We start from the raw sequence: 20218 nt of genomic DNA, 5'->3' as shown, positions 1-20218 counted from the left end.
CGATATGGTCGGCACTTGCTCTGACTGTCTCACTGTTCCTTCACCCTTTGTTCCTCAAATAATGAACGATTCGTTCCGCCGGTCTGCGTGCTTCTTCCTGCAGTTCACGAATCTTGGCTTCCCTGCTTCGTATCCATTCCGAAGGAGATTGAAGGATACGCTCTGCCTCAGCTGCAAGTTGTTCCGCCGTAAGTGTAGCTGTAGTCCCAACAGGTTCGCTATCCAAACGCTTCAGGAAATGATCAATCTTCGGATCATACGATATTCCAAGCAGAGGAATGCTGCGAGAAGCCGCATAGATCAGACTGTGCAGACGCATGCCTATCACCAGATTACAACGACTGACCTCCAGCAGCATTTGCTGCGGATCCAAGACATCCTCGGCAATACTGATCTGACTGCTCCCTTCACTAAAGCTCCCTACCTGTGCCATGACCTCACGCGATGCTTCAACATCGTCCGGCAAATGAAATGGAAGCAAGCGAATATGCACACGCTGACGCTCCCCCAATTGGCGAAGCCCGCGTGCCAACGTGGACAATTCACGACGTTCCTTATCCCAATACCTCACCGACACACCAATCGTCGGCAGAATGCTCGACTCACTGACCGACACAGCGTTCGTATTCTCTGGCAAGGGTAGACCCATGACCGGATCAGGTACGACCTCAATGCCACTTCGTGCCATACCCATACTGGAAAGTAGATCTGCAGATTGCTCATCCCTGACCGAGATATAAGCGGCTTTGCGGAACACTGATCTGATCAGTGGGTGAAAAATTTTACGCTGTACAGGACCTACTCCCTGAGCGTAGATGAAGGTCGGTTTCTTGGCCCACTGTGCTAGCTTGAGGACACCCAGATAATATGGAATCGTCTTGGGGCTGGTAACATCCTGCAGCAGACTCCCCCCCCCACTGATCAAGCCGTCACTATGCTGAATGGCGCTCCGTACCTCAGCAAGCTTCATCCGGTGAACAGCCTTGACGCCGTACATGCTTGTAGTCCATTCAGGATCAATCGACAGGACAACAGGCTCAATGCGGACACCCGCTTCCTCACCAGCACGCGCTAACGCAGTCAGGACGGATTTGAGGACGGCCTCATCTCCGCTATTGCGAAAACCGTAATACCCGGAGATGACTATTGTTTTAACAGGGGCGACCATTTCCTCCAACCCCTTTCTAGCAGCTGCCATACTCCAATGCCGATCAAGCCGATAATCAAGCCCAGCACCAGGCCCAGCACCCCACGAATCAACGACAGATCTGCAGGGGAATGAATATGCGCGAACGTATCCACCATCGAGAGCTGACCAATCACAGCAATAATGAGGACATAGATCGCTTTTCTATATTTCAGGGCAATAAAGGTCCCTGCAATGAATATTGGATGAGCCATCAGGAACTCTTTATTTCTAGGACGCACGCCAAATGTACTCTCCAGGAATGTACGGAAGCTCATTTCCAGAGATGAGACAGAACCGGCATTGCCCGTCCGTTTTAGGTAATACCATACAACAGCACCAACAACGGCTAACAGAATAACCATTAGAATCGTTACAGGCTGACGGAGAAGCTTCGGAAGCTCAGTACGTATGGACATGCCACGGTAAAAGAAAATATATATCGCCACAAGCATAATAGGTGCCAGATGGAGTAGGCTTACACCTCTGAATTGATTAAGCACCAAGCTGTAGCTAATGTTATTCAGCAAGGCAATGACGAAGGGTGCCCCCGCCAAAGAGAGAAGAGAAGTCCAGATGTACATGGTCAAGGACTTGCTCAATCTGCGACCAGCTGACAATTCTGGTTCATTCGCCTGACTCTTGCTAATCTGTCGAGCAGCCAGTACCACAGCAATCGTAGGTGCACTAATTGCTGCAAGCAGTGCAATCGCCTGCTCCATAAGCGCTGAGTTCAAGACATATAGCCCCGCAGAGCCGACGAGACCAGCTGCAAAAGCCGGTATTGTCAGGACAGGCACAAAGAACGACACCATTAGAGAGATCAAGGCGATTGCACCTACAACTGCGCCCAGCTTGAAGTAACGCTGCCCGGCTGAATCGCTAACCTGGAAAGCTTCAGCTTGTCCAAATGTGAAGCCATTATTTTCAATCCGCTGTATAGCGTTACCTGGAGCTTGCAAAGTATGAACAATATTATCCAGGGAATCCTTGATTTTGGCTTCTGACACATTACGCGTTACGCCTGGATTCAGATACATGATCCGAATATTACGATCCTTCGCAGCAAGCGCAAAACGGTCTGCCAATGTCTCAATATCCAGAGCAGAATCAGCCTGGCTCAAGGAATATAGGCGAGCAACATTATAGTCAGTCAGATAAGCCAATTTGTTGAAGCCCAACTGTGGTTGCTTCAAGTTCTCGATGGTTGCCAGTCCAATATCATATTTGTTCAATAGCTCGGCAAAGCCATTTAAGCTGTTTTTATTGGCTTGTTCAGCGAAGCCTTTTACCGCATCACCTTCAAACAAAATACGTTTTACACCAAACTGCTGGAAAGTCGCGAGCTGTCTCTCCATCCTCTGTTGGTCATAAGGCATACTGTCGTTCAGCCGCGGCATAATGAAGAAGCCCTTGGAGCGCAGGTTTTCCATGGCAATCGGGTCCGCTTGGGTCGGCTTCAACGTAGCATCCTCTGGAGCAGCCTCAATGATCAGACCCGGCAGACCATTCAGCTCCCAGCGCTGTACTGGAATGTCCAAAGTACTGAAGGTCTCTTCTATTAATGGAGTAAGCGCTTGTCCGTTCTCGTTGCTGGTGAACAGCACATATGTAAAATTCCGACTCGCCTCCACCGGCTGATTCATCAGTCTGGAAGCATCCTGCTCGTTATAGATTACGAGACGTCGTGCTTTTCGAAAATCCTCCAGCGTGCTCTCGTAAAGAGACATCGTAGTAACTCCTGCATCATGCAATCTGTCCAGCTGCTGATCCAGGAACTCCAGTGGACGGGCCTGATAAGAGGCCACATCTGTCAAATTCCTATAATCCATTGCGATTTCCACAGTCTTGGAGGATCGCTCCGTTGCCAGCCTGTCCACAATTACAGGAATTGAGGCCGCAAGCCCCAGAATGACTATAATCCATAACCATTTACGTGTAGCGATATTCCAACGTTGCCATTTCTGAACCACCAAAGTACCTCCTCATCATTGCAAAACCAATACACTGTGATACATATCTTCCTAATAAACAGGCAACCTCTCCGGCTTGCAGCTCTTGCCGTATGAGAGGTTGCCGGAACACAATGTAATTATTAAAAATTTTCTTGAAGCTAAAAAGATGATTTAAGCATCCACCCGAGACATGACGGCTTGCACCAGCGAAGCAATCTTGCTCTCCGCATCAGGAATGGATGTTCCGCGGACAGCAAAATACACCTTAATCTTCGGCTCGGTACCTGATGGACGCAAGCAGAACCAAGACCCATCCTCCAGCATAAATTTAAGTACATTTTCCTTAGGAAGACCATTCAAGCCCTTGGAGTAATCCAATACTTCCTTCACCTTGATCCCAGCAATCTCCGCAATGGATTCTGTACGCCACTGAGTCATAAGGGATTGAATTTGAGCTACGCCATCCTTGCCTTTAAGTGTACGAGACTCCAAGCTCTCAAGGAAATAGCCGAACTTCTCATACAGCTCCTCCAATACATCGTACAGCGTTTTTCCTTGCGTACTATAGTAAGCAGCAGCTTCCGCAATCAGCATAGATGCAAGTACCGCGTCCTTATCACGTGCATAGTTGCCAGCGAGATAACCATAGCTCTCCTCGTAGCCAAACAAGAAGGTATGATCTCCACTCTGCTCAAAGCCGTTCATTTTCTCACCAATATATTTGAAGCCAGTCAGCGTATTAAATACAGTGGCTCCAAAATGCTCAGCAATAACTGCTCCCATTTCACTGGTTACAATCGTTTTGACGACGGCTCCATTAGCAGGCAGCTTGCCAGCCTCCTGAAGCTGATTTAGCAAATAGTATATCATAATTGCCCCGGACTGATTCCCTGAGAGCACTACGTATTCACCTTGCTTGTTCTTCACCACGGCACCCATGCGGTCCGCATCAGGATCTGTTCCGATGAGCAGATCGGCTCCGACCTTCGTACCAAGCTCAATAGCCAGCTTGAACGCATCGCGTTCCTCTGGATTTGGAGACTTCACCGTAGAGAATTCTGCATCTGGCTGCTCCTGCTCTGGAACGACATGCACCTGCTCAAAGCCGACCTTCGCCAGTACATCGCGAACCGGGATATTACCCGTACCGTGCAGGGGCGTAAAGACCAGCTTGAAGTCCTTGCCTGGGCCGTTCGCAATCAGTTCACGATTCACACTCACCTCTGCGACGGTATCTGTGAAGGCTTGATCCTCATTCTCTCCCAACCATACGAGCAAGCCTTGGGCCTCAGCCTCCTCCTTGCTGATTCTACGGATGTCAGCAAACGAAGGCACCTCGCGAATGTATTGGATAACCTGCTCCGCCTCATGAGGAACAAGCTGTCCTCCTGAGCTGTTATAGACTTTATAGCCGTTGTACTCGGGCGGGTTGTGACTTGCAGTCACGACGATCCCCCCAGTAGCCTGCAGGTGCCGGACACTGAAGGATAGCTGCGGCGTAGAACGCAGGGAAGGGAATAACTTAGCGACGATACCGTTACCAGCCAGCACCAGAGCAGCTTCCAAAGAGAATTCAGGTGAGAAATGACGAGAATCATGAGCAATGACCACCGACGGCTTGCCTTCCCGATCTCCGTGTTGCTCCAGAATATAACGTGCCAATCCTTGCGTCGCTCTGCCGATAACATAACGATTCATCCGGTTGCTACCTGCACCGATTACACCACGGAGGCCCCCAGTACCGAATTCCAGCTCTTTATAAAAACGATCCTCCAATTCCTTGGCCTGACCACCCAGTTCACGAAGCTCCTGCTTCGTAGCCTCATCGATTACCGGGTCTTGAAGCCATTGCTCCAACGTCTCCTGAGCTTGTGTGCTTAATTGTTCCATGTGTAATACCCCTTCCCCACGAATAGAATTAATCTCACCATGACTATGTATTGCTGATGGTTGGATATTCCTTATGCAATCTCCTTACAAAGGGTCAGACAAAGCGAACATGATCTCTCCCTCAGCGACTACCTTACCATCTACCGAGGCTGTCGCCTTTCCTTTCCCTATGGAGCCCTTGGATCTCGTGATTTCTACTTCCAGCTTCAAAGTGTCACCAGGTACGACCTGTCCACGGAAGCGGAAGCCATCCAACCCTGCCAGGAAGCCGATCTTCCCGCGATTAGCTTCCAAATGCAGCAGAGCAACTGCTCCGACCTGTGCCAAAGCCTCTGTAATAAGAACGCCAGGCATTACAGGATATTTGGGAAAATGGCCTATAAAATGCGGTTCATTCATCGTTACATTTTTAATGCCTACTGCCCGTTTACCTTCTTCCAGCTCAATAATGCGGTCCACCAATAAGAAAGGTGCCCGATGCGGAATAATCTCCTGAATCTGATTGACGTCCAATTGCTGTGGTTGCACCATAATACGTTAAAGTCCCCTTCCAATCTATAGAATGCTTATACTTAGCCGAACATACCTGCTTTCCACAAGCTTTGCTCAGCAACCTTCATTTAGAACTTAGCTTTTTCCAATGGACTGCATAAAATTCAGCTAAAGCGGTAACAACTATATCTATCCTTACACTTTCTGCAGGAGTGAAGGTTGAGATAAGGGGCTTTTTCCACCGTTTTCCACACGGGAAACGGGCGTGAAAAGGCCCTTTTGTCTGCTTGCGATAAAGTCCCCCATCATTATACATTTTTCGAGTGAAAAAAGAAAACTCCGCAAAAGCACCATTTTCTCTACTTCCTATGACCACAAGCTATTTAAACAAGACAAGAAAAAACCGCCTTCAAAAAGCAAGGCGGTTCTTTGTTACGCCAATTACCTTTAGCGCAACTCTCCTATTCTGTCCAGCACGCGCTTAATCATGACCACTGCCTGCGCACGTGTCGCATTGCCTTTAGGCTGAAAGGTATTGACATTAATTCCTTGAATTACTCCACTTTGGACAGTCTGCGCTACAGCTTCCTTATAACGGATTTTCGATGCATCACGGAATTTCGTTAGTGCCTGCTCTGGTGTCGCAGTTAAGGAAGTATTAACCTCACCATATTTAAGGGCACGTACCATCATTAATGCCATTTCCTCACGGGTGATAAATTGATTTGGTCTAAAAAATCCGTCAGGATACCCAGTAATAATTCCAGCTTCATTGGCTGCTCCAATATATCCACCTTGGTCATCCTGATTCACGTCAGGATAAATCTTAGCTTCCTCCAAGTTAGGTGCCAGGTTCAATGCCTTAGAAATATATTCTGCAAATTCAGCTCGTGTAATATTACGGTCAGGCTCAAATGCATTCGTATTGCTGCTTCTTGCGCCAATAATACCTTTTGAGGTTAGAGCATCGATCTCTGCCTTGGCCCAGTGCTTGCTGGTGTCCGTATAGTCAGTAGAACTAGCCTCTCCACCCGAGGCACTACTCACACCTCCACTTGCTCCGTTACTAGATCCGGAATTAGTGGAGGCATTGTTCCCTGATATTAGGCTCACCCCACCAATAATCAACCCTTGCCCTCCTGCTGCTGCTTCTGTAGTTCCCCCAGCATTTGCACTGCCACCAGAGCCCTCCGATTTATTCGGGTCTGCATATCCGATTAGAATAAGCTGGCCATTAGCCTTTGCAGCCCCGGAGGATAAGAGAATCAGCCTTTTATTGACCGTGTCATATCGAACCAGTGCTGTCTGATCCGCACTTCCTAAATTGATGATGATACGTAAATAAATTTTTCCAATGTGCGACAAATTGATGATCGAATTGGAACGATTGACATCCACTCCGTCCAGTTTACCATACTCATCTGTCTCGCCAGAGTTTGCCGTCCCCGATATGACAATGACTCTGATCTGTATTGCCTCTTGCATAAGCTTAGCCTGACTGCCGTTGATTACAGGTGACACGGACAACTGATCAGGAGATACAAATTCTATTTGAATAATAAGATAAAGTGTATCTAAGGTGTCCACACTTAATGCACCGTTCCCAAGTGATCTGGCAATCTCTGCAAAAGGTAGCTCCTTCAAAGGAATCTCATACATCGCTCCCTTGTACTGCACCGCGAACACAGAACGCTTGCCACCATCACCTGCTTCCTGCCAAGCCCTGTACACTGCACTTACTGGCACAACCAACTCCGCTGACCCTTCCGTGTCAGGCACGTTAAAGATCAATGGCTTGATCGACTTGTTTGTTCCCTGGTTCTCATGAATTTGGATCACGAAGCGCAGCGCTTCCTCAAGCTGTCCTCTGTGAATCATATATCTTGTAATCGCGTTACCGCTGCTAGAGTTGACTTTAACCCCTTTGGCAGTATTTATGTTCAATACATAGCCGCCATTTCCGGACAATGCACCTGAGTTCGCTGTAACAAATGATGGCTGTTTCGGGTTACTTGAGGCAACAACTGCGTTTTCCGCAGTCACCTCATATTCCACGAAAATCGTAATCTCATTACCGTTCACATCAATTATCGGATCTGAACCCTTGTTGAAGGACACCTTCAGGTGGGTGCTTGCCGCTACAGGAACCGACAAGGTCAGGATGATTTGATTCCCTGAAATTTTGGCTTTCGTAACTGTACGCTTGGTGCCATTCGCATAAATGGTGAACTGCTCTGGCTTTAACACGGCCGCTCTCAATCTGTTGGGATAAGTAATGATAACCTCACCACCAGCAGCTGAAATGGATTGTGGCCTTAATGTTGGTGAATTACTGCCTCCACTTACAACCACTGCTTTATAGTTGTCGAACCCGACAAGCGAGTACCCCGTCCCCACAATGGCACCACTGCCCTTGGGGTTATAAGATATCGACAATTCATCGTCAGATGAAGGCTTGACCCGTAGCACTAGATAAAGATCATTTCCGCTTGTATACACTCTGGATACCTGTAGCCGGCTCTTCTTCAGCATTACTTTAAAGCCTGATACAGGAAGATTGTCACGCTCTCCAAGGAGCACATTATAACGTAGTCGAATGACGTTATTCTGAACATCAACAGACTGAAGTTCGGGCTTCGTGAGCGTTTGTTGAATCTCTGGACTGCTGTTGCTTTGAGTCTCAAAGACAGTTTCAATTGTTTCCGTGTATTTAGCGCCTGTCAGGGAATCAATTACAGCCCCTGATTGGATCGTTATCAGATATGTACTTCCCGGGTTAAGCGGTTGTACGGGTGTAATCCTCAGGGATTGACCCACCGTCTCAATCACACTCTCTACCTCTGCGGAGCTGCCTTTCACCCTCAAACGAATGCCCTGCTTATCGCCGATATTGATCTTCTCATTAAAGTAAACTGCAATTTGATAATCAACCGGGATGTTCCAGGCCTTGTCAGGAGGTGTAACCGCTACTAGCTGCAACGGTGTCGCTTCATCTACTGAAGGACTGGTAATCGTTTGTGGAGAAGCGCCCTCTACTGTAAATGTCCAGGCCTCCTTATCAATAATCCCCTCATAAAAATTTCCTTTATTATTTTTGAAGGCATTATCAGTGATCAGCACATAATATTTCTGGCCATATTCCAGTCCTTCTACGCCCCATATCACTCGCATCTTATCAGACGAAAGATAAAGTTTGGCGCTATTAACACGCTCATCGAATACCACGAAATCATCTGAAGCCCTCTTTACATACACCCTACCTGTTGATTGCTTCATAATAGGTTGATCGAAGGTCATTGTGAAGTCTATAACTGTACCAGTTATACTGTTGCTAACTGGTGTCTGTTCAACGACGGTCGGTGCCTCCCCAGCCGCCAGCGCTCGGCCTGAAATCCCCAGATTCAGCACAAGGTGAAGTAGAAGCACCATCGCCATTACTAAAGATATTTTTCTATTCATGTAGTACTATCCCCTTTCAATCTTCAAAACAAAACATCCTCATTATAACACCGAATCCAGAATATAGGATGCATATATTCAAAGAAAGACTCCCTTCTGTTGATCGAATATGCAAAACTAATCGATCCTACCAAAGGAAGTCCTCATTTGAAAATAAGTATATTAAATTAGAGCATTACAGCGTGCTACATCTAAGGCGCAAATACCAAATCAAATACATGCTTCCAGGTGTTCAGATCGAGCACCTCTGCCAGCTCCTGCTTGCCTAAGACCACATATCCTGTAACCATACCTCCAGCTAAAGCGATCACTAGGAGCAGTGGTATAATCAGTAGCCGCAGGAATCTCCAGCCCGAAGCCTTTACCGGTGCAGGTTGTTTAACCTCTTCTGTCATCATACCAGCCTAAGCCCGCAGGCTGTTCGCCAAGCCCATCATAGTGTCACTGGAGGTAAGAGCTCGTGAAGCCATCTGATACATACGCTGTGTCTGAAGCATTGTTGTCATTTCCTCCGTCAGATTGACGTTGGATTGCTCCAGCACGCCTTGACGGATTTTTGCATTTTCAGGGATCGTACCGGCTGCTTCAGCTCCAAATACGTCATCCTCCGTTATACCGGCACCCAGCACGAACATATTACCGTCTCGCAGCTCAAGTCCCTGAAAACGTTGCACGTTCACGAACTGAATTTCCTGAAGGGAATAATCGTCTTCGCCTTCGATCCGTATAATCACTCGTCCTTGCTCATCAATAGCCACCTTGGAGCCAACCGGAGCAGTGATCTCATTACCGGTACGATCCAGTACACGATGTCCATCGGCGGTTACGAGCAGCACTTCGTTGCCTTGGGGATTCGCCGGATCAGGTACAAAGCTGAAGCCACCGTTACGTGTCCACGCCTTCTCACCATTGGCATCAATGGCAAATAATCCATTTCCCACAATCGCAAGATCCGTCGGATTACCTGTTTCCAGCATGCTACCTTGCTCCAGATCCTTGGTCGTAGCTGCCATCTTCACGCCAAAGCCGAGGTTGTAGCCAAGAGGCATTGCGCGCCCCGTCTGACGGTATGTCTCGGGCTGCTGCTGAACACGGGACAATACGTCTTCAAAGCTACCCTCGTCCTTCTTGAAGCCTACTGTATTCACATTTGCTACGTTGTTCGCAATCATATCGAGTCTTTGCTGTGCGCTGGACATCGTTACCATTGCGCCAATCATGGAGTTATTCATCGTCTACCTCCCTTTATACACGACCTACGTCATTGACGGCCTTCTCGAGACTCTTATCGTAAAATTGAATAACACGTTGATTCGCCTCATACGCTCTCGCTGCAGCCATCATATCAATCATCGACTGGGTGGAATCTACATTCGAGCTCTCAACGAAGCCTTGCTTGAGCTGAACGTTATCTTCTTCTCCCAGATAGCGTGCCACAGCTCCGTCACGATCATCCAGCCTGAAATTACCGTTACCTTCTCTCACAAGCTGATAAGGTCTGTCGATAATGCTAATACCGAGTGTTACCTCTGTCGGCTGACCATTCGCATCCAGCACCTCGCCGCGGGAATTCACCTTGAAATCCGAGGTAGGGCCCGTCACCATAATGGCCTCTCCATTCGTATCGGCCACTCGAAAGCCCGTTGACGTTACCAGTTGTCCATCTGGAGTCACATTGAATTGCCCCCCTCGGGTATACCGCAATTCGTTGTTGGCGTCAAGGACGGTAAAAAATGCCTGTGGCTTGTACGTCACTTCTCCGTCTGCATTCACGAATTTCCCGGTGGAGTCGAAAGCCATTGGCTCATTCGTCGTCGGGTCCAGCAATTCGAGGTTGGCTTCCAACGCAAAATCCGTATCCTGTCCGCTTGCTGTAACAATCCCCTCGACATACGGGGTAAGGCTCTCTTCCGCGAATACGCCAGTATTCAGCCTACCGATGGTACGGTTCGGATTATCGGAATGACCACCCATCATGGAAATAAGTACCTCAGGGAAAGCCCGTTGTACGCTATATTCCTGTTTATATCCGGGAGTATTCATATTCGCAATATTCTGCGTAACGGTATCATGACGACGCTGCTGGGTCATCATCCCGGCAGTTGCGGTGTATAATCCTCTTAGCATTCTGGCGCACCTCGCATAATCTATAGTGGAAGCGTCTTGCAACGCTTGTAAAGATAAAAGTCACACATGTATCTACAATTGTTTATCGGCAGGTCAGAACTTTTTCTTAACCACTTGATCAAGATTATTCAGCATAATTCCAGTTCCCTTAACGACACAATGCATTGGGTCCTCTGCGACAAGTACGGGTACGCGCAGCTCTTGAGCCAATAGCTCGTCCAAGCCGTTAAGCAATGCTCCCCCACCTGTCAGAATTACGCCACGATCTATAATATCAGCAGACAGCTCAGGAGGTGTCCGCTCCAGTACCGATTTTGCTGCAGCTACAATAGCCGTCACCGGATCTGTCAGAGCATCTTGTACTTCCTCCGCTGTGATGGTGATGGTCTTCGGAAGACCTGTCACCATGTCACGTCCACGAATATCCATCTCAGCTTGCTTACCTTGCGGGTGCACTGTCCCAATAGCGATCTTGATATCCTCCGAGGTGCGCTCCCCAATCAGGAGCTTGTACTTCGTTTTGATGGACTTCATAATGGCTTCATCGAACTTGTCCCCTGCCATCTTGATCGATGAGGCTGTCACGATGTCGCCCATAGATAATACCGCTACATCTGTTGTTCCGCCACCGATGTCCACCACCATGTTGCCGCTAGGCTCAAAAATGTCCATACCTGCGCCAATCGCAGCTGCCTTCGGCTCCTCCTCGAGAAATACCTCTCTGGCTCCGCTCCGCTCCGCTGCTTGACGAATCGCCTTCTGCTCAACAGAAGTGATATTCGTCGGCGCACAGATCAAGATGCGCGGATGACTGTACCAGCTCTTGCCGCCTACGCGGCTGATAAAGTACTTGAGCATGGCCTCCGTAATCTCAAAATCAGCGATAACACCATCACGCAGCGGTCGAATCGCTACGATATTACCAGGTGTCCGTCCTACCATCCGCCGGGCTTCTTCACCGACAGCAAGGACCCTCTTGGTATCACTTTCAATCGTCACGACAGAGGGTTCGTCAAGTACGACCCCCTTTCCTTTCACGTGTATAAGCACGTTGGCCGTGCCGAGATCGATTCCGATGTCCTTGCTAATCATATAAAGAGCCCCCAAAGTAATATTTTAAAAAATGTCGACAAGAAACGGCAATTGTATGTATTAAACGAGTATTACATGTCATAATTCGATCTTGTACCATCTTTTAACATATCATACTTCAGGGGAAGTATTCAATGGATTTGTCAGCTATACCTTATCAATTCACTCAATTATTTCAGGATTTGGCTGACACCAGCACGTCTCTTTTCTTACTGCTCGTTTTTTTGTATTTAATCTTGGTCGCCTCTCCTCCCCGCAGATGGCGGATCGATTTATGATATTCGAGAATATGCTTCACCTGATCCGCTAGGTCCGGATTAATTTCAGGTAGCCGCTCCGTCAGGTCCTTATGCACCGTGCTCTTTGAGACACCGAATTCCTTGGCGATGGTTCGGACCGTATGCCTTGTTTCCACGATACAGCGACCGATCTTGATGGTCCGTTCCTTGATGTAATCGTGCACGCTCCCGCCTCCCTACTGTGGATAGTTTGGTACATTATATGAGTGGCGTGCCTAGATATTCTTGCTTTGGCGGTGTGACAAGCATCGGGAGGCTCTTTTATTTTGCGAATAGCATCAAGGAACACAGTGATGAATACTTATACATTTCCAAAAAAAAGCCCCTCACCATCATGTGTGCATGGTGAGGGGACTTTCCTGCATGAACGTAGATATGGTAATGCATGACGCTTCATACGGCCTTGCGATTGATTTATATCACTTTGTTGATGGACAAGCTTAGAAAGCTTATTGCTTCGGCAGAACTGTCACTGGATTTACTGGCTGACCATCCTGGATAACCTCGAAATGAAGGTGATTCTTGAGATCCTTCTCCATTTCGCTACGTCCAGCTACCGCAATTACATCCTGTTGCTTGACGGCATCGCCCTCCTTGACCTTCACATGATCAAGGCTTTGGTATACCGTCTTGAGATTGTTGTCATGCGTAATCTCCACAATACTGCCCATAAGTGGATGCTGCTCTACCCGAGTTACTTTTCCGCTCATAGCTGCCTGGATATCAAATACCTGATCATCCGCACGAGCCAGATCAATTCCTGTGTTAGCTGTGAAGGTCTGGTCATACTCTACCATCGCAGAGGCTTGTTCTTCTTCACTGGCATTGGTGTCAAAAAACGGCTTCACGACTTGTACCTCTGTAGCATTCGCTACAGGCCATACCATATTCTCCGACTGAGCGACGACTTCCATGCTATCCTGCTCTCCTGTCATACCAACGTCTTCGCCAACTGAGACTTGCTGTGCTTCGGTCGGGTCTTGCTGAAGAGGTGTCTTGCTGCCATCCTGATAGACCCACACGAGAGTTAATATAATGGCTGCTGCGGCAATGTAGGCTGCAGGATAGACCCACCTTTTAGACAACAGCTTCCTCCATGAAGACGACTGTGCGCCTTGTTCTCCCATTTTTGTTTTGGAAGAGTCTTCATGATTCTGGTTTTTGTTTTCTTCATTCATGATTATCACCTCAGTAACAAGTGTTACCGGGTGCAACTCTTTTATACTCGTAAACTCAGAAAATTTGAAAATTTATCCTTCCTGCCTGGTTGTTAACAGTTTCGAAGCCTTAGCGAAGGAGATTCCCGTGTAGTAGTGTTGAAGAATCTTCGTCGTCGTATAGCCCTCTTTGGCCATGCCATTCGCTCCCCATTGACTCATCCCCACTCCATGCCCATTTCCAAAGGTAGTGATGGTAACGCCCTGCGAGTCTTCCTGCCATGTAAATTCGCTGGATCGGAGTCCTAGTCTACTACGAACCTCCACTCCGGAATAGACCTCGTCTCCTATACGAATTTTCTCAATGCGATGCCCGGCTGTCTTCGATAATGTGCGCATTTCCGGGAGACTCTTGTTCGACGAAAGCGTGGCGATGGCCTTTCGCGGGAGGTTAAGCTTCTGAATCAGCTCGTCCCTTGTAAACCTGACCGTCTTCCGATAACCAGGTGCAATCTTCTGATCCCATGGGCTCGGGACACTACGCAGATAGGGTACTCTGGCTTGCCACACATCCTCAGAGTTCTCTGTGTATCCGTTGCTTGTTGAAAAAAACGAAGCCGTAATCGGTCGTCCACCGTATACCATAATAATATCTCTAGTGTCTTGTACCGCTTTTCGAATTTTTGCGAGAGCTTCCGCTTTTCCAGCATTCTCCCAGTCCTTCTTCAGGACTTCTGCTGAAAGATAGACCTGATGCTGAATGGTATCCGTCACATCTGCACCAGGTGAACCGCTACGGTCTTGTGCGGACAGACGCCTTACGATAAAGGTTCGTGCAGCAATGGCTTGGGCCTTGAGTGCCTCCGTTTCAAACGAAGCTGGCATCTCGGCAGCTACCACCCCAGCCACATAGTCTTCTAATAGGACGGTTTCGGTAGTGCCTGACGCGCTAAGTAGCACCGTCACTTGAATGTCCTGAGACGCTGTACTCTGCGTTCCTACTGGATGTCTACCAGCTTCAGAGGAAGCTGACGACTGATCCGTAGCTGGTGGATTTGGCCATTCATGCCCAGGGCCAACTAGCACCGTCGGAATCACCAGAACCAAAGCGAAGAAGACAGCTGCGCCAGTTAATGGGAGCCATGGGCGAACAGCCTGTCCAGGGGGCTTCGACGGAGTCCAGCGAGTGTTGCCTCGATATTCTTTCATATATTGTGCAGCCTCCATACCATGATTAAGCTCCAGCTATCTTGCATTGCCGGATACTGAATCTTATGAAGACCATCTAGCAAATAGAACTCTTAAATAGAGCCTGCTTGAGAGAATCGAAGGTAGTATCGGGGCCAACGATGTTGACGTACAAACAAAAAATCGCCCACCGCAAATGCGATGGACGACCGTAGCCAGTGGTAAGCACCATGGCTATATGTGCAACCTTGTGAAAACAGGTTACTGTTGATTAAGCTAATGTAGGTTGTACTTTGAAAATAGGAGAGGTTTCTTCCTTCAGCAGGCTCTCAGCAGCAGGCTCGTTCTTGGTCTCTTCAACTACTACACGATAGATATCCGCTCCGAGCTTGGAGAGCTTCTCGGCCAAATGTACATATCCACGATCGATATGATGCACACCAGACACCTCAGTTGTGCCTTCTGCAACCAGACCAGCAAGAATTAAAGCTGCTCCTGCCCGCAGGTCCGTCGCACATACTTTCGCGCCTGTCAGCTGAGCCTCACCCGTAATAATGGATGTTCTGCCCTCAACCTTAATCTCTGCATTCATAAGATGGAATTCATCCACATGCATGAAACGGTTCTCAAAGACCGTCTCCGTGATGACACTTGTGCCCTTGGCCACCAACTGCAATGCCATCATCTGGGACTGCATGTCGGTTGGGAAGCCAGGGTATGGAAGAGTCTTGATATCCACGGCCTTTAGCGGCTTGTCGCTGATGACGCGAATACCGTTCTCATCCGGTTGGATCGTGACACCCATTTCCTCAAGCTTCGCAATGACTGGGCCCAGATGGTCGGAGATTGCGCCTTCTACATAGACATCTCCACCTGTAATGGCCGCGGCTGCCATGTAGGTCCCCGCTTCAATACGGTCCGGAATGACAACATGCCGAGTGCCATGCATTTTCTCCACACCTTCAATGCGGATCATGCCGGTACCCGCCCCACGAACCTTGGCGCCCATGCCGTTCAGATAGTTAGCCAGATCCACAATTTCCGGTTCCTTGGCAGCATTCTCAATGATCGTAGTACCTTCGGCGAGCACCGCTGCCATCATGATGTTCTCGGTTGCTCCTACGCTAGCCACATCCAGATAGATTTTGGCTCCACGCAGACGTCCTGCACTACGAGCCTCTACATAGCCCTGGCCCATGCTGATCTCGGCGCCAAGCGCTTCAAATCCCTTCAGATGCTGATCAATCGGACGAGTACCGATGGCGCAGCCGCCTGGCAACGAGATACGTGTATGTCCCATACGCGCAAGCAAAGGCCCCATAACCAAAAACGATGCCCGCATTTTACGGACCCATTCATAAGGGGCTTCACAAGAGGTAATGGACTTTGCATCTACACGAATGGTCTCATTCTGGTATGTAACGCTCGCACCCAGAGATTCCAATACTTTATTAATCGTCATCACATCATCTAGGGGAGGCGCATCGATAATGACACTCTCTCCTTCTTCTCCCAGCAGAGAAGCTGCGATAATCGGAAGAACGGAATTTTTAGCCCCGCTTACCTTCACTGTTCCGACCAATCGGTTGCCACCGCGGACGATAAATTTGCTCATTATGATTTCCCTCCGCGCGTTCGTGTTCCTTTTCGGTCCGAAAAAGAACGTAATCCGCTATTTTCGTGCCCATCACGGGCGTTTCATTGTGAACTCACTAACTTGCATCATATCATCGTTTAAAACTTGGATTCAAGCGTTTTTTGATGGCTTACCCTTCAGAACCAGTCAGCGTTCGACAATCCCTGTCTTCCGGCCTACAAGTGATTAACCAAAGGGTATACCCTTAAAACAAATGACGCAGCATCTGGCTCCAGGACATGTAATCCAAAATGAAACCAGCCACGAAGCGTCCAAGCACGATCGCAAACAATAGATGCAGCAATCTGCCCTGCGGTCCCTTAGGGTGTCTGATCAGTAGATCCAGCTTGAAGTTCTGGAGCGCCCACCATGACAGACCGATACATAAAAGAGAAATCAGCATGGATATTAAGCCATTGGCGCTTGCAGCCTGACTCAGCTGCCGGGTCAACTCATCACTCATAGTTCAACCCCCGTAACGCAGACTCTTCTGTAATGAACAGGAGCGCTCTGCATAAATACTGTATTTTTAATTCTTGTTATATATAGCGGGCAGCAAAATGAGATTAAACATTGCTTGCCTGCTTAATTGACTACTCTATAATACTTGGCAAACGCATAACAATCTAGTCCTAATTCATAAAGAACTGCTTTTTTTCGACAAATTCTGTTTGTTCCTGGTAGTATTCACCAAAACGGGACAATATGATTCCTATAATCGCCTTACTTCCACATCCGAGTGGGTATGCACTATCCTATGCATCAAAAAGCCCGACAGTCACATCTGCCGGGCTTTTTTTGAGAACTGATTCAAAATACCTATTTCTTGGCGCCTCCTGAGACGTTCAGACGGTTCAAAGCCTTTTGCAGTGCAATCTCTGCACGCAGATGATCGATGTCAGTGCGGTTGCTTTGGACACGCAGCTCTGCACGCTCTCTTGCGGCACGAGCACGCTCCACATCAATATCTTCAGCTCGCTCTGCACTTTCAGCCAGAACGATGACCTTCTCCTTACGTACCTCAACAAATCCGCCGTTCACAGCAATAACCTCTGTATTGCCTCCGGTCTTAATACGCATAGGGGCGATCTGCAGTGGAGTAACCATTGGAATGTGTCCTGGCAATATTCCCAGATCACCTTCTACGCCTCTTACACTCAAGCCATTCACTTGCTCGGAATAGACTTGCCGGTCCGGAGTTACAATCTCCAACAAAAAGGTGCTCACTTCCATCCCTCCTGAACAGCTGTCCGCAAGACAGCCCACCTAAAGGCTATGTGCGGTTAAGCACCATTACAGATGCTTGGCCTTCTCGACTGCTTCTTCAATAGTTCCGACAAACAGGAATGCCGCCTCCGGCAGATTGTCATGCTTGCCCTCAAGAATTTCCTTGAAGCTGCGCACCGTTTCCTTAACCGGAACATATTTACCCGGAATGCCGTTGAATGCTTCTGCAACGTGGAATGGCTGGGACAGGAAACGCTGAATTTTACGTGCACGTGCTACCAGCATTTTATCCTCTTCACTCAGCTCATCCATACCAAGGATTGCGATAATATCTTGAAGCTCGTTATAACGGGCCAGAATCTGCTTGACGCCTTGAGCTACATTGTAATGCTCTTCACCAACAACCTCTGGTGCCAGAATCCGGGAGCTGGATGCGAGTGGATCTACCGCAGGGTAGATACCCATCTCGGAGATTTTACGCTCCAAGTTGGTCGTTGCATCCAAGTGAGCAAATGTCGTAGCCGGAGCCGGGTCAGTATAGTCATCCGCAGGCACGTAAATCGCCTGAATGGAAGTAACGGAACCTTTTTTCGTGGAAGTGATCCGCTCTTGCAATTGTCCCATCTCCGTTGCCAGAGTTGGCTGGTAACCTACCGCCGATGGCATACGTCCAAGAAGGGCAGATACCTCGGAGCCCGCTTGGGTGAAACGGAAGATGTTATCAATAAACAGCAATACGTCACGGCCTTCTTGATCACGGAAGTACTCCGCCATCGTCAGACCAGTCAACGCTACACGGAGACGAGCGCCTGGAGGCTCGTTCATTTGTCCGAATACCATCGCTGTCTTGTTAATTACACCGGAATCCTTCATTTCATGATACAGGTCATTACCTTCACGAGTCCGCTCGCCCACACCTGCAAATACAGAAATACCACCGTGCTCCTGTGCGATGTTGTTGATAAGCTCCTGAATGGTAACCGTCTTACCTACACCCGCACCACCGAAGAGACCAACCTTACCACCCTTTGCGTAAGGAGCCAGCAGGTCAATAACCTTGATACCTGTCTCCAGCATTTCTGCCTGGGTAGTCAGTTCATCAAATGAAGGTGCTTTGCGGTGGATCGGATTACGGGTCGCATCGGATAGATCTCCCGCTTCATCAATTGGTGCACCCAGTACGTTAAATACACGTCCAAGAGTTACTTCACCAACAGGCACCGCAATTGGCGCCCCCGTATCGACTGCATCTAATCCGCGCACGAGACCATCCGTAGATGACATCGCGATACAACGTACGCGATTATCACCCAAATGCTTGGAAGCTTCCAGGGTCAGATCAACCTTGCGACCGCCCTCTATCTCTGCTTGGATCGTGATTGCATTAAGAATTTCTGGAAGGTGACCACGTTCGAATTCAACGTCGACTACCGGACCCATGATGCTCACAACACGTCCTTTGTTCATCTTCCTGTTTCCCTCCTACATGCTTGCACAGCTGCAAATCCCGCTACTGTTACCTTTGTTTTTTGCGCCGTTAAGCCGTCATTTTATATACCTTAGCGCGTAGCATTCAGGATTATCCGCAATCATAATTACGGCTAGACCAGACGCTCATTCGCCTGAATGTTATACCTGTGCGTTAGCCCCAGCCACGATCTCCGTAATTTCTTGCGTAATCGCCGCCTGACGGGCACGGTTATAGGTAAGTGACAATTCATTAATCATTTTGGTTGCATTCTTCGTTGCGGAGCCCATTGCAGTCATCTTCGCACCTAATTCACTAGCTTTACCTTCCAGCAAAGCACCATAAATCAGCGTCTCTGCATAACGAGGCAACAGTACCTCAAGCACGCCAGCAGCAGAAGGCTCATACTCATAATCTATTCGCTCAGCTGACTGGGTAGCTTCTGGAGTTGCCATTGGCAGAAGACGTTCTACAGTAGGAATTTGGGTCAATGCATTAACAAAACGGTTATAGCATACATATAGCTCATCATATTGACTCAGCTCGAAGCCATGAACCGCTTTGTGGGCAATCGCCTTAATATCTGCGAACACTGGAGAGTCAGACAGGTCTGTAACGACATCCTGCAGCACTTGACCACGTCTGGTAAAGAAGTCTCTTCCTTTACGTCCGATCACGAACAGCTCGTATTCGTCCTTGGACTGATGACGTTCAGCCAGCGTAGTTGTGACTTGGCGCAGGATATTGGCGTTATAGCCACCTGTGAGGCCAGCATCCGAAGTAATCACCAGATAAGCTGATTTCTTGACAGGTCTGCTCTGCAGCATCGGATGCTGCACATCATTCTGTCCAGTCGCGATACTTTCAACTACTTCTTTTAGCTTCTCAGCATAAGGACGTGCCGCATCTGCCTTCTCTTGCGCTCTTCTGAGCTTGGCAGCTGCTACCATCTCCATTGCCTTGGTGATCTGCTTCGTATTCTGAACACTCTTGATCTGGCGTTTAATCTCGCGCATACCTTTTGCCATGATTTCACCACCTT

General features: G+C 48.4%; 17 protein-coding genes. All 17 read right to left on the bottom strand.

All coding sequences use genetic code 11. From position 1 onward, the window contains the following. Positions 1 to 40 precede the first annotated feature (40 nt). The gene (gene csaB, locus D328_RS0106515) at positions 41 to 1168 is read right to left on the bottom strand and encodes a polysaccharide pyruvyl transferase CsaB (protein WP_018884167.1); all 1128 of its coding nucleotides are present in this window, start codon (positions 1166 to 1168) and stop codon (positions 41 to 43) included. Next, the gene (locus D328_RS0106510; RefSeq protein WP_018884166.1) at positions 1144 to 3159 is read right to left on the bottom strand and encodes a DUF5693 family protein; all 2016 of its coding nucleotides are present in this window, start codon (positions 3157 to 3159) and stop codon (positions 1144 to 1146) included. The genes csaB and D328_RS0106510 overlap by 25 nt, the downstream gene beginning before the upstream one ends. 153 nt (positions 3160 to 3312) lie before the next feature. Further along, a complete protein-coding gene (locus tag D328_RS0106505; RefSeq protein WP_018884165.1) occupies positions 3313 to 5031 on the bottom strand; it encodes a phospho-sugar mutase in 1719 nt (572 codons plus the stop codon). A gap of 84 nt (positions 5032 to 5115) precedes the next feature. Next, positions 5116 to 5562, bottom strand: coding sequence for a 3-hydroxyacyl-ACP dehydratase FabZ (gene fabZ, locus D328_RS0106500; RefSeq protein ID WP_018884164.1), 447 nt, complete (start codon positions 5560 to 5562; stop codon positions 5116 to 5118). Positions 5563 to 5970: 408 nt separating this feature from the next. After that, on the bottom strand, positions 5971 to 8982 hold the full coding sequence (locus D328_RS30175) for an S-layer homology domain-containing protein (RefSeq protein WP_081625227.1): 3012 nt from the start codon (positions 8980 to 8982) through the stop codon (positions 5971 to 5973). Positions 8983 to 9173: 191 nt separating this feature from the next. Further along, positions 9174 to 9380 (bottom strand): DNA-directed RNA polymerase subunit beta, encoded by a 207-nt coding sequence (locus tag D328_RS0106485; RefSeq protein ID WP_018884161.1) that lies wholly within the window; start codon positions 9378 to 9380, stop codon positions 9174 to 9176. Between the two features lie 6 nt (positions 9381 to 9386). Next, the gene (locus D328_RS0106480) at positions 9387 to 10214 is read right to left on the bottom strand and encodes a flagellar hook-basal body protein (protein WP_018884160.1); all 828 of its coding nucleotides are present in this window, start codon (positions 10212 to 10214) and stop codon (positions 9387 to 9389) included. Between the two features lie 13 nt (positions 10215 to 10227). After that, positions 10228 to 11109 carry a flagellar hook-basal body protein gene (locus D328_RS0106475; RefSeq protein WP_026281034.1) on the bottom strand — a complete coding sequence of 294 codons (882 nt, stop codon included), beginning with the start codon at positions 11107 to 11109 and terminating at the stop codon, positions 10228 to 10230. A gap of 93 nt (positions 11110 to 11202) precedes the next feature. Further along, positions 11203 to 12201: a rod shape-determining protein gene (mreB, locus tag D328_RS0106470; protein WP_018884158.1), complete on the bottom strand. Its 999-nt coding sequence runs from the start codon at positions 12199 to 12201 to the stop codon at positions 11203 to 11205. A gap of 175 nt (positions 12202 to 12376) precedes the next feature. After that, positions 12377 to 12664, bottom strand: a complete 288-nt coding sequence (spoIIID, locus tag D328_RS0106465; protein ID WP_018884157.1) for a sporulation transcriptional regulator SpoIIID — start codon at positions 12662 to 12664, stop codon at positions 12377 to 12379. A gap of 285 nt (positions 12665 to 12949) precedes the next feature. Next, on the bottom strand, positions 12950 to 13678 hold the full coding sequence (locus D328_RS0106460; RefSeq protein WP_025681505.1) for a M23 family metallopeptidase: 729 nt from the start codon (positions 13676 to 13678) through the stop codon (positions 12950 to 12952). A 72-nt stretch (positions 13679 to 13750) separates the two neighbouring features. Beyond that, positions 13751 to 14866: a stage II sporulation protein D gene (gene spoIID, locus D328_RS0106455; RefSeq protein ID WP_025681506.1), complete on the bottom strand. Its 1116-nt coding sequence runs from the start codon at positions 14864 to 14866 to the stop codon at positions 13751 to 13753. Between the two features lie 250 nt (positions 14867 to 15116). Next, positions 15117 to 16460, bottom strand: a complete 1344-nt coding sequence (gene murA, locus D328_RS0106450; RefSeq protein WP_018884154.1) for a UDP-N-acetylglucosamine 1-carboxyvinyltransferase — start codon at positions 16458 to 16460, stop codon at positions 15117 to 15119. A gap of 226 nt (positions 16461 to 16686) precedes the next feature. Then, positions 16687 to 16944 (bottom strand): DUF1146 family protein, encoded by a 258-nt coding sequence (locus D328_RS0106445; protein ID WP_018884153.1) that lies wholly within the window; start codon positions 16942 to 16944, stop codon positions 16687 to 16689. Positions 16945 to 17300: 356 nt separating this feature from the next. After that, positions 17301 to 17708 carry a F0F1 ATP synthase subunit epsilon gene (locus D328_RS0106440; RefSeq protein ID WP_018884152.1) on the bottom strand — a complete coding sequence of 136 codons (408 nt, stop codon included), beginning with the start codon at positions 17706 to 17708 and terminating at the stop codon, positions 17301 to 17303. 66 nt (positions 17709 to 17774) lie between these two features. Then, on the bottom strand, positions 17775 to 19175 hold the full coding sequence (gene atpD / locus D328_RS0106435) for a F0F1 ATP synthase subunit beta (protein WP_018884151.1): 1401 nt from the start codon (positions 19173 to 19175) through the stop codon (positions 17775 to 17777). A 162-nt stretch (positions 19176 to 19337) separates the two neighbouring features. Continuing rightward, the gene (gene atpG, locus D328_RS0106430) at positions 19338 to 20204 is read right to left on the bottom strand and encodes an ATP synthase F1 subunit gamma (protein WP_018884150.1); all 867 of its coding nucleotides are present in this window, start codon (positions 20202 to 20204) and stop codon (positions 19338 to 19340) included. Between the last annotated feature and the right edge of the window lie 14 nt (positions 20205 to 20218).

Origin of the sequence: Paenibacillus massiliensis 2301065 = DSM 16942 (assembly GCF_000377505.1) — a bacterium.
Classification (GTDB): domain Bacteria; phylum Bacillota; class Bacilli; order Paenibacillales; family Paenibacillaceae; genus Paenibacillus; species Paenibacillus massiliensis.
Note: the sequence above shows the minus strand (reverse complement) of the source record. Positions and strands in the feature narration are given on the sequence as shown.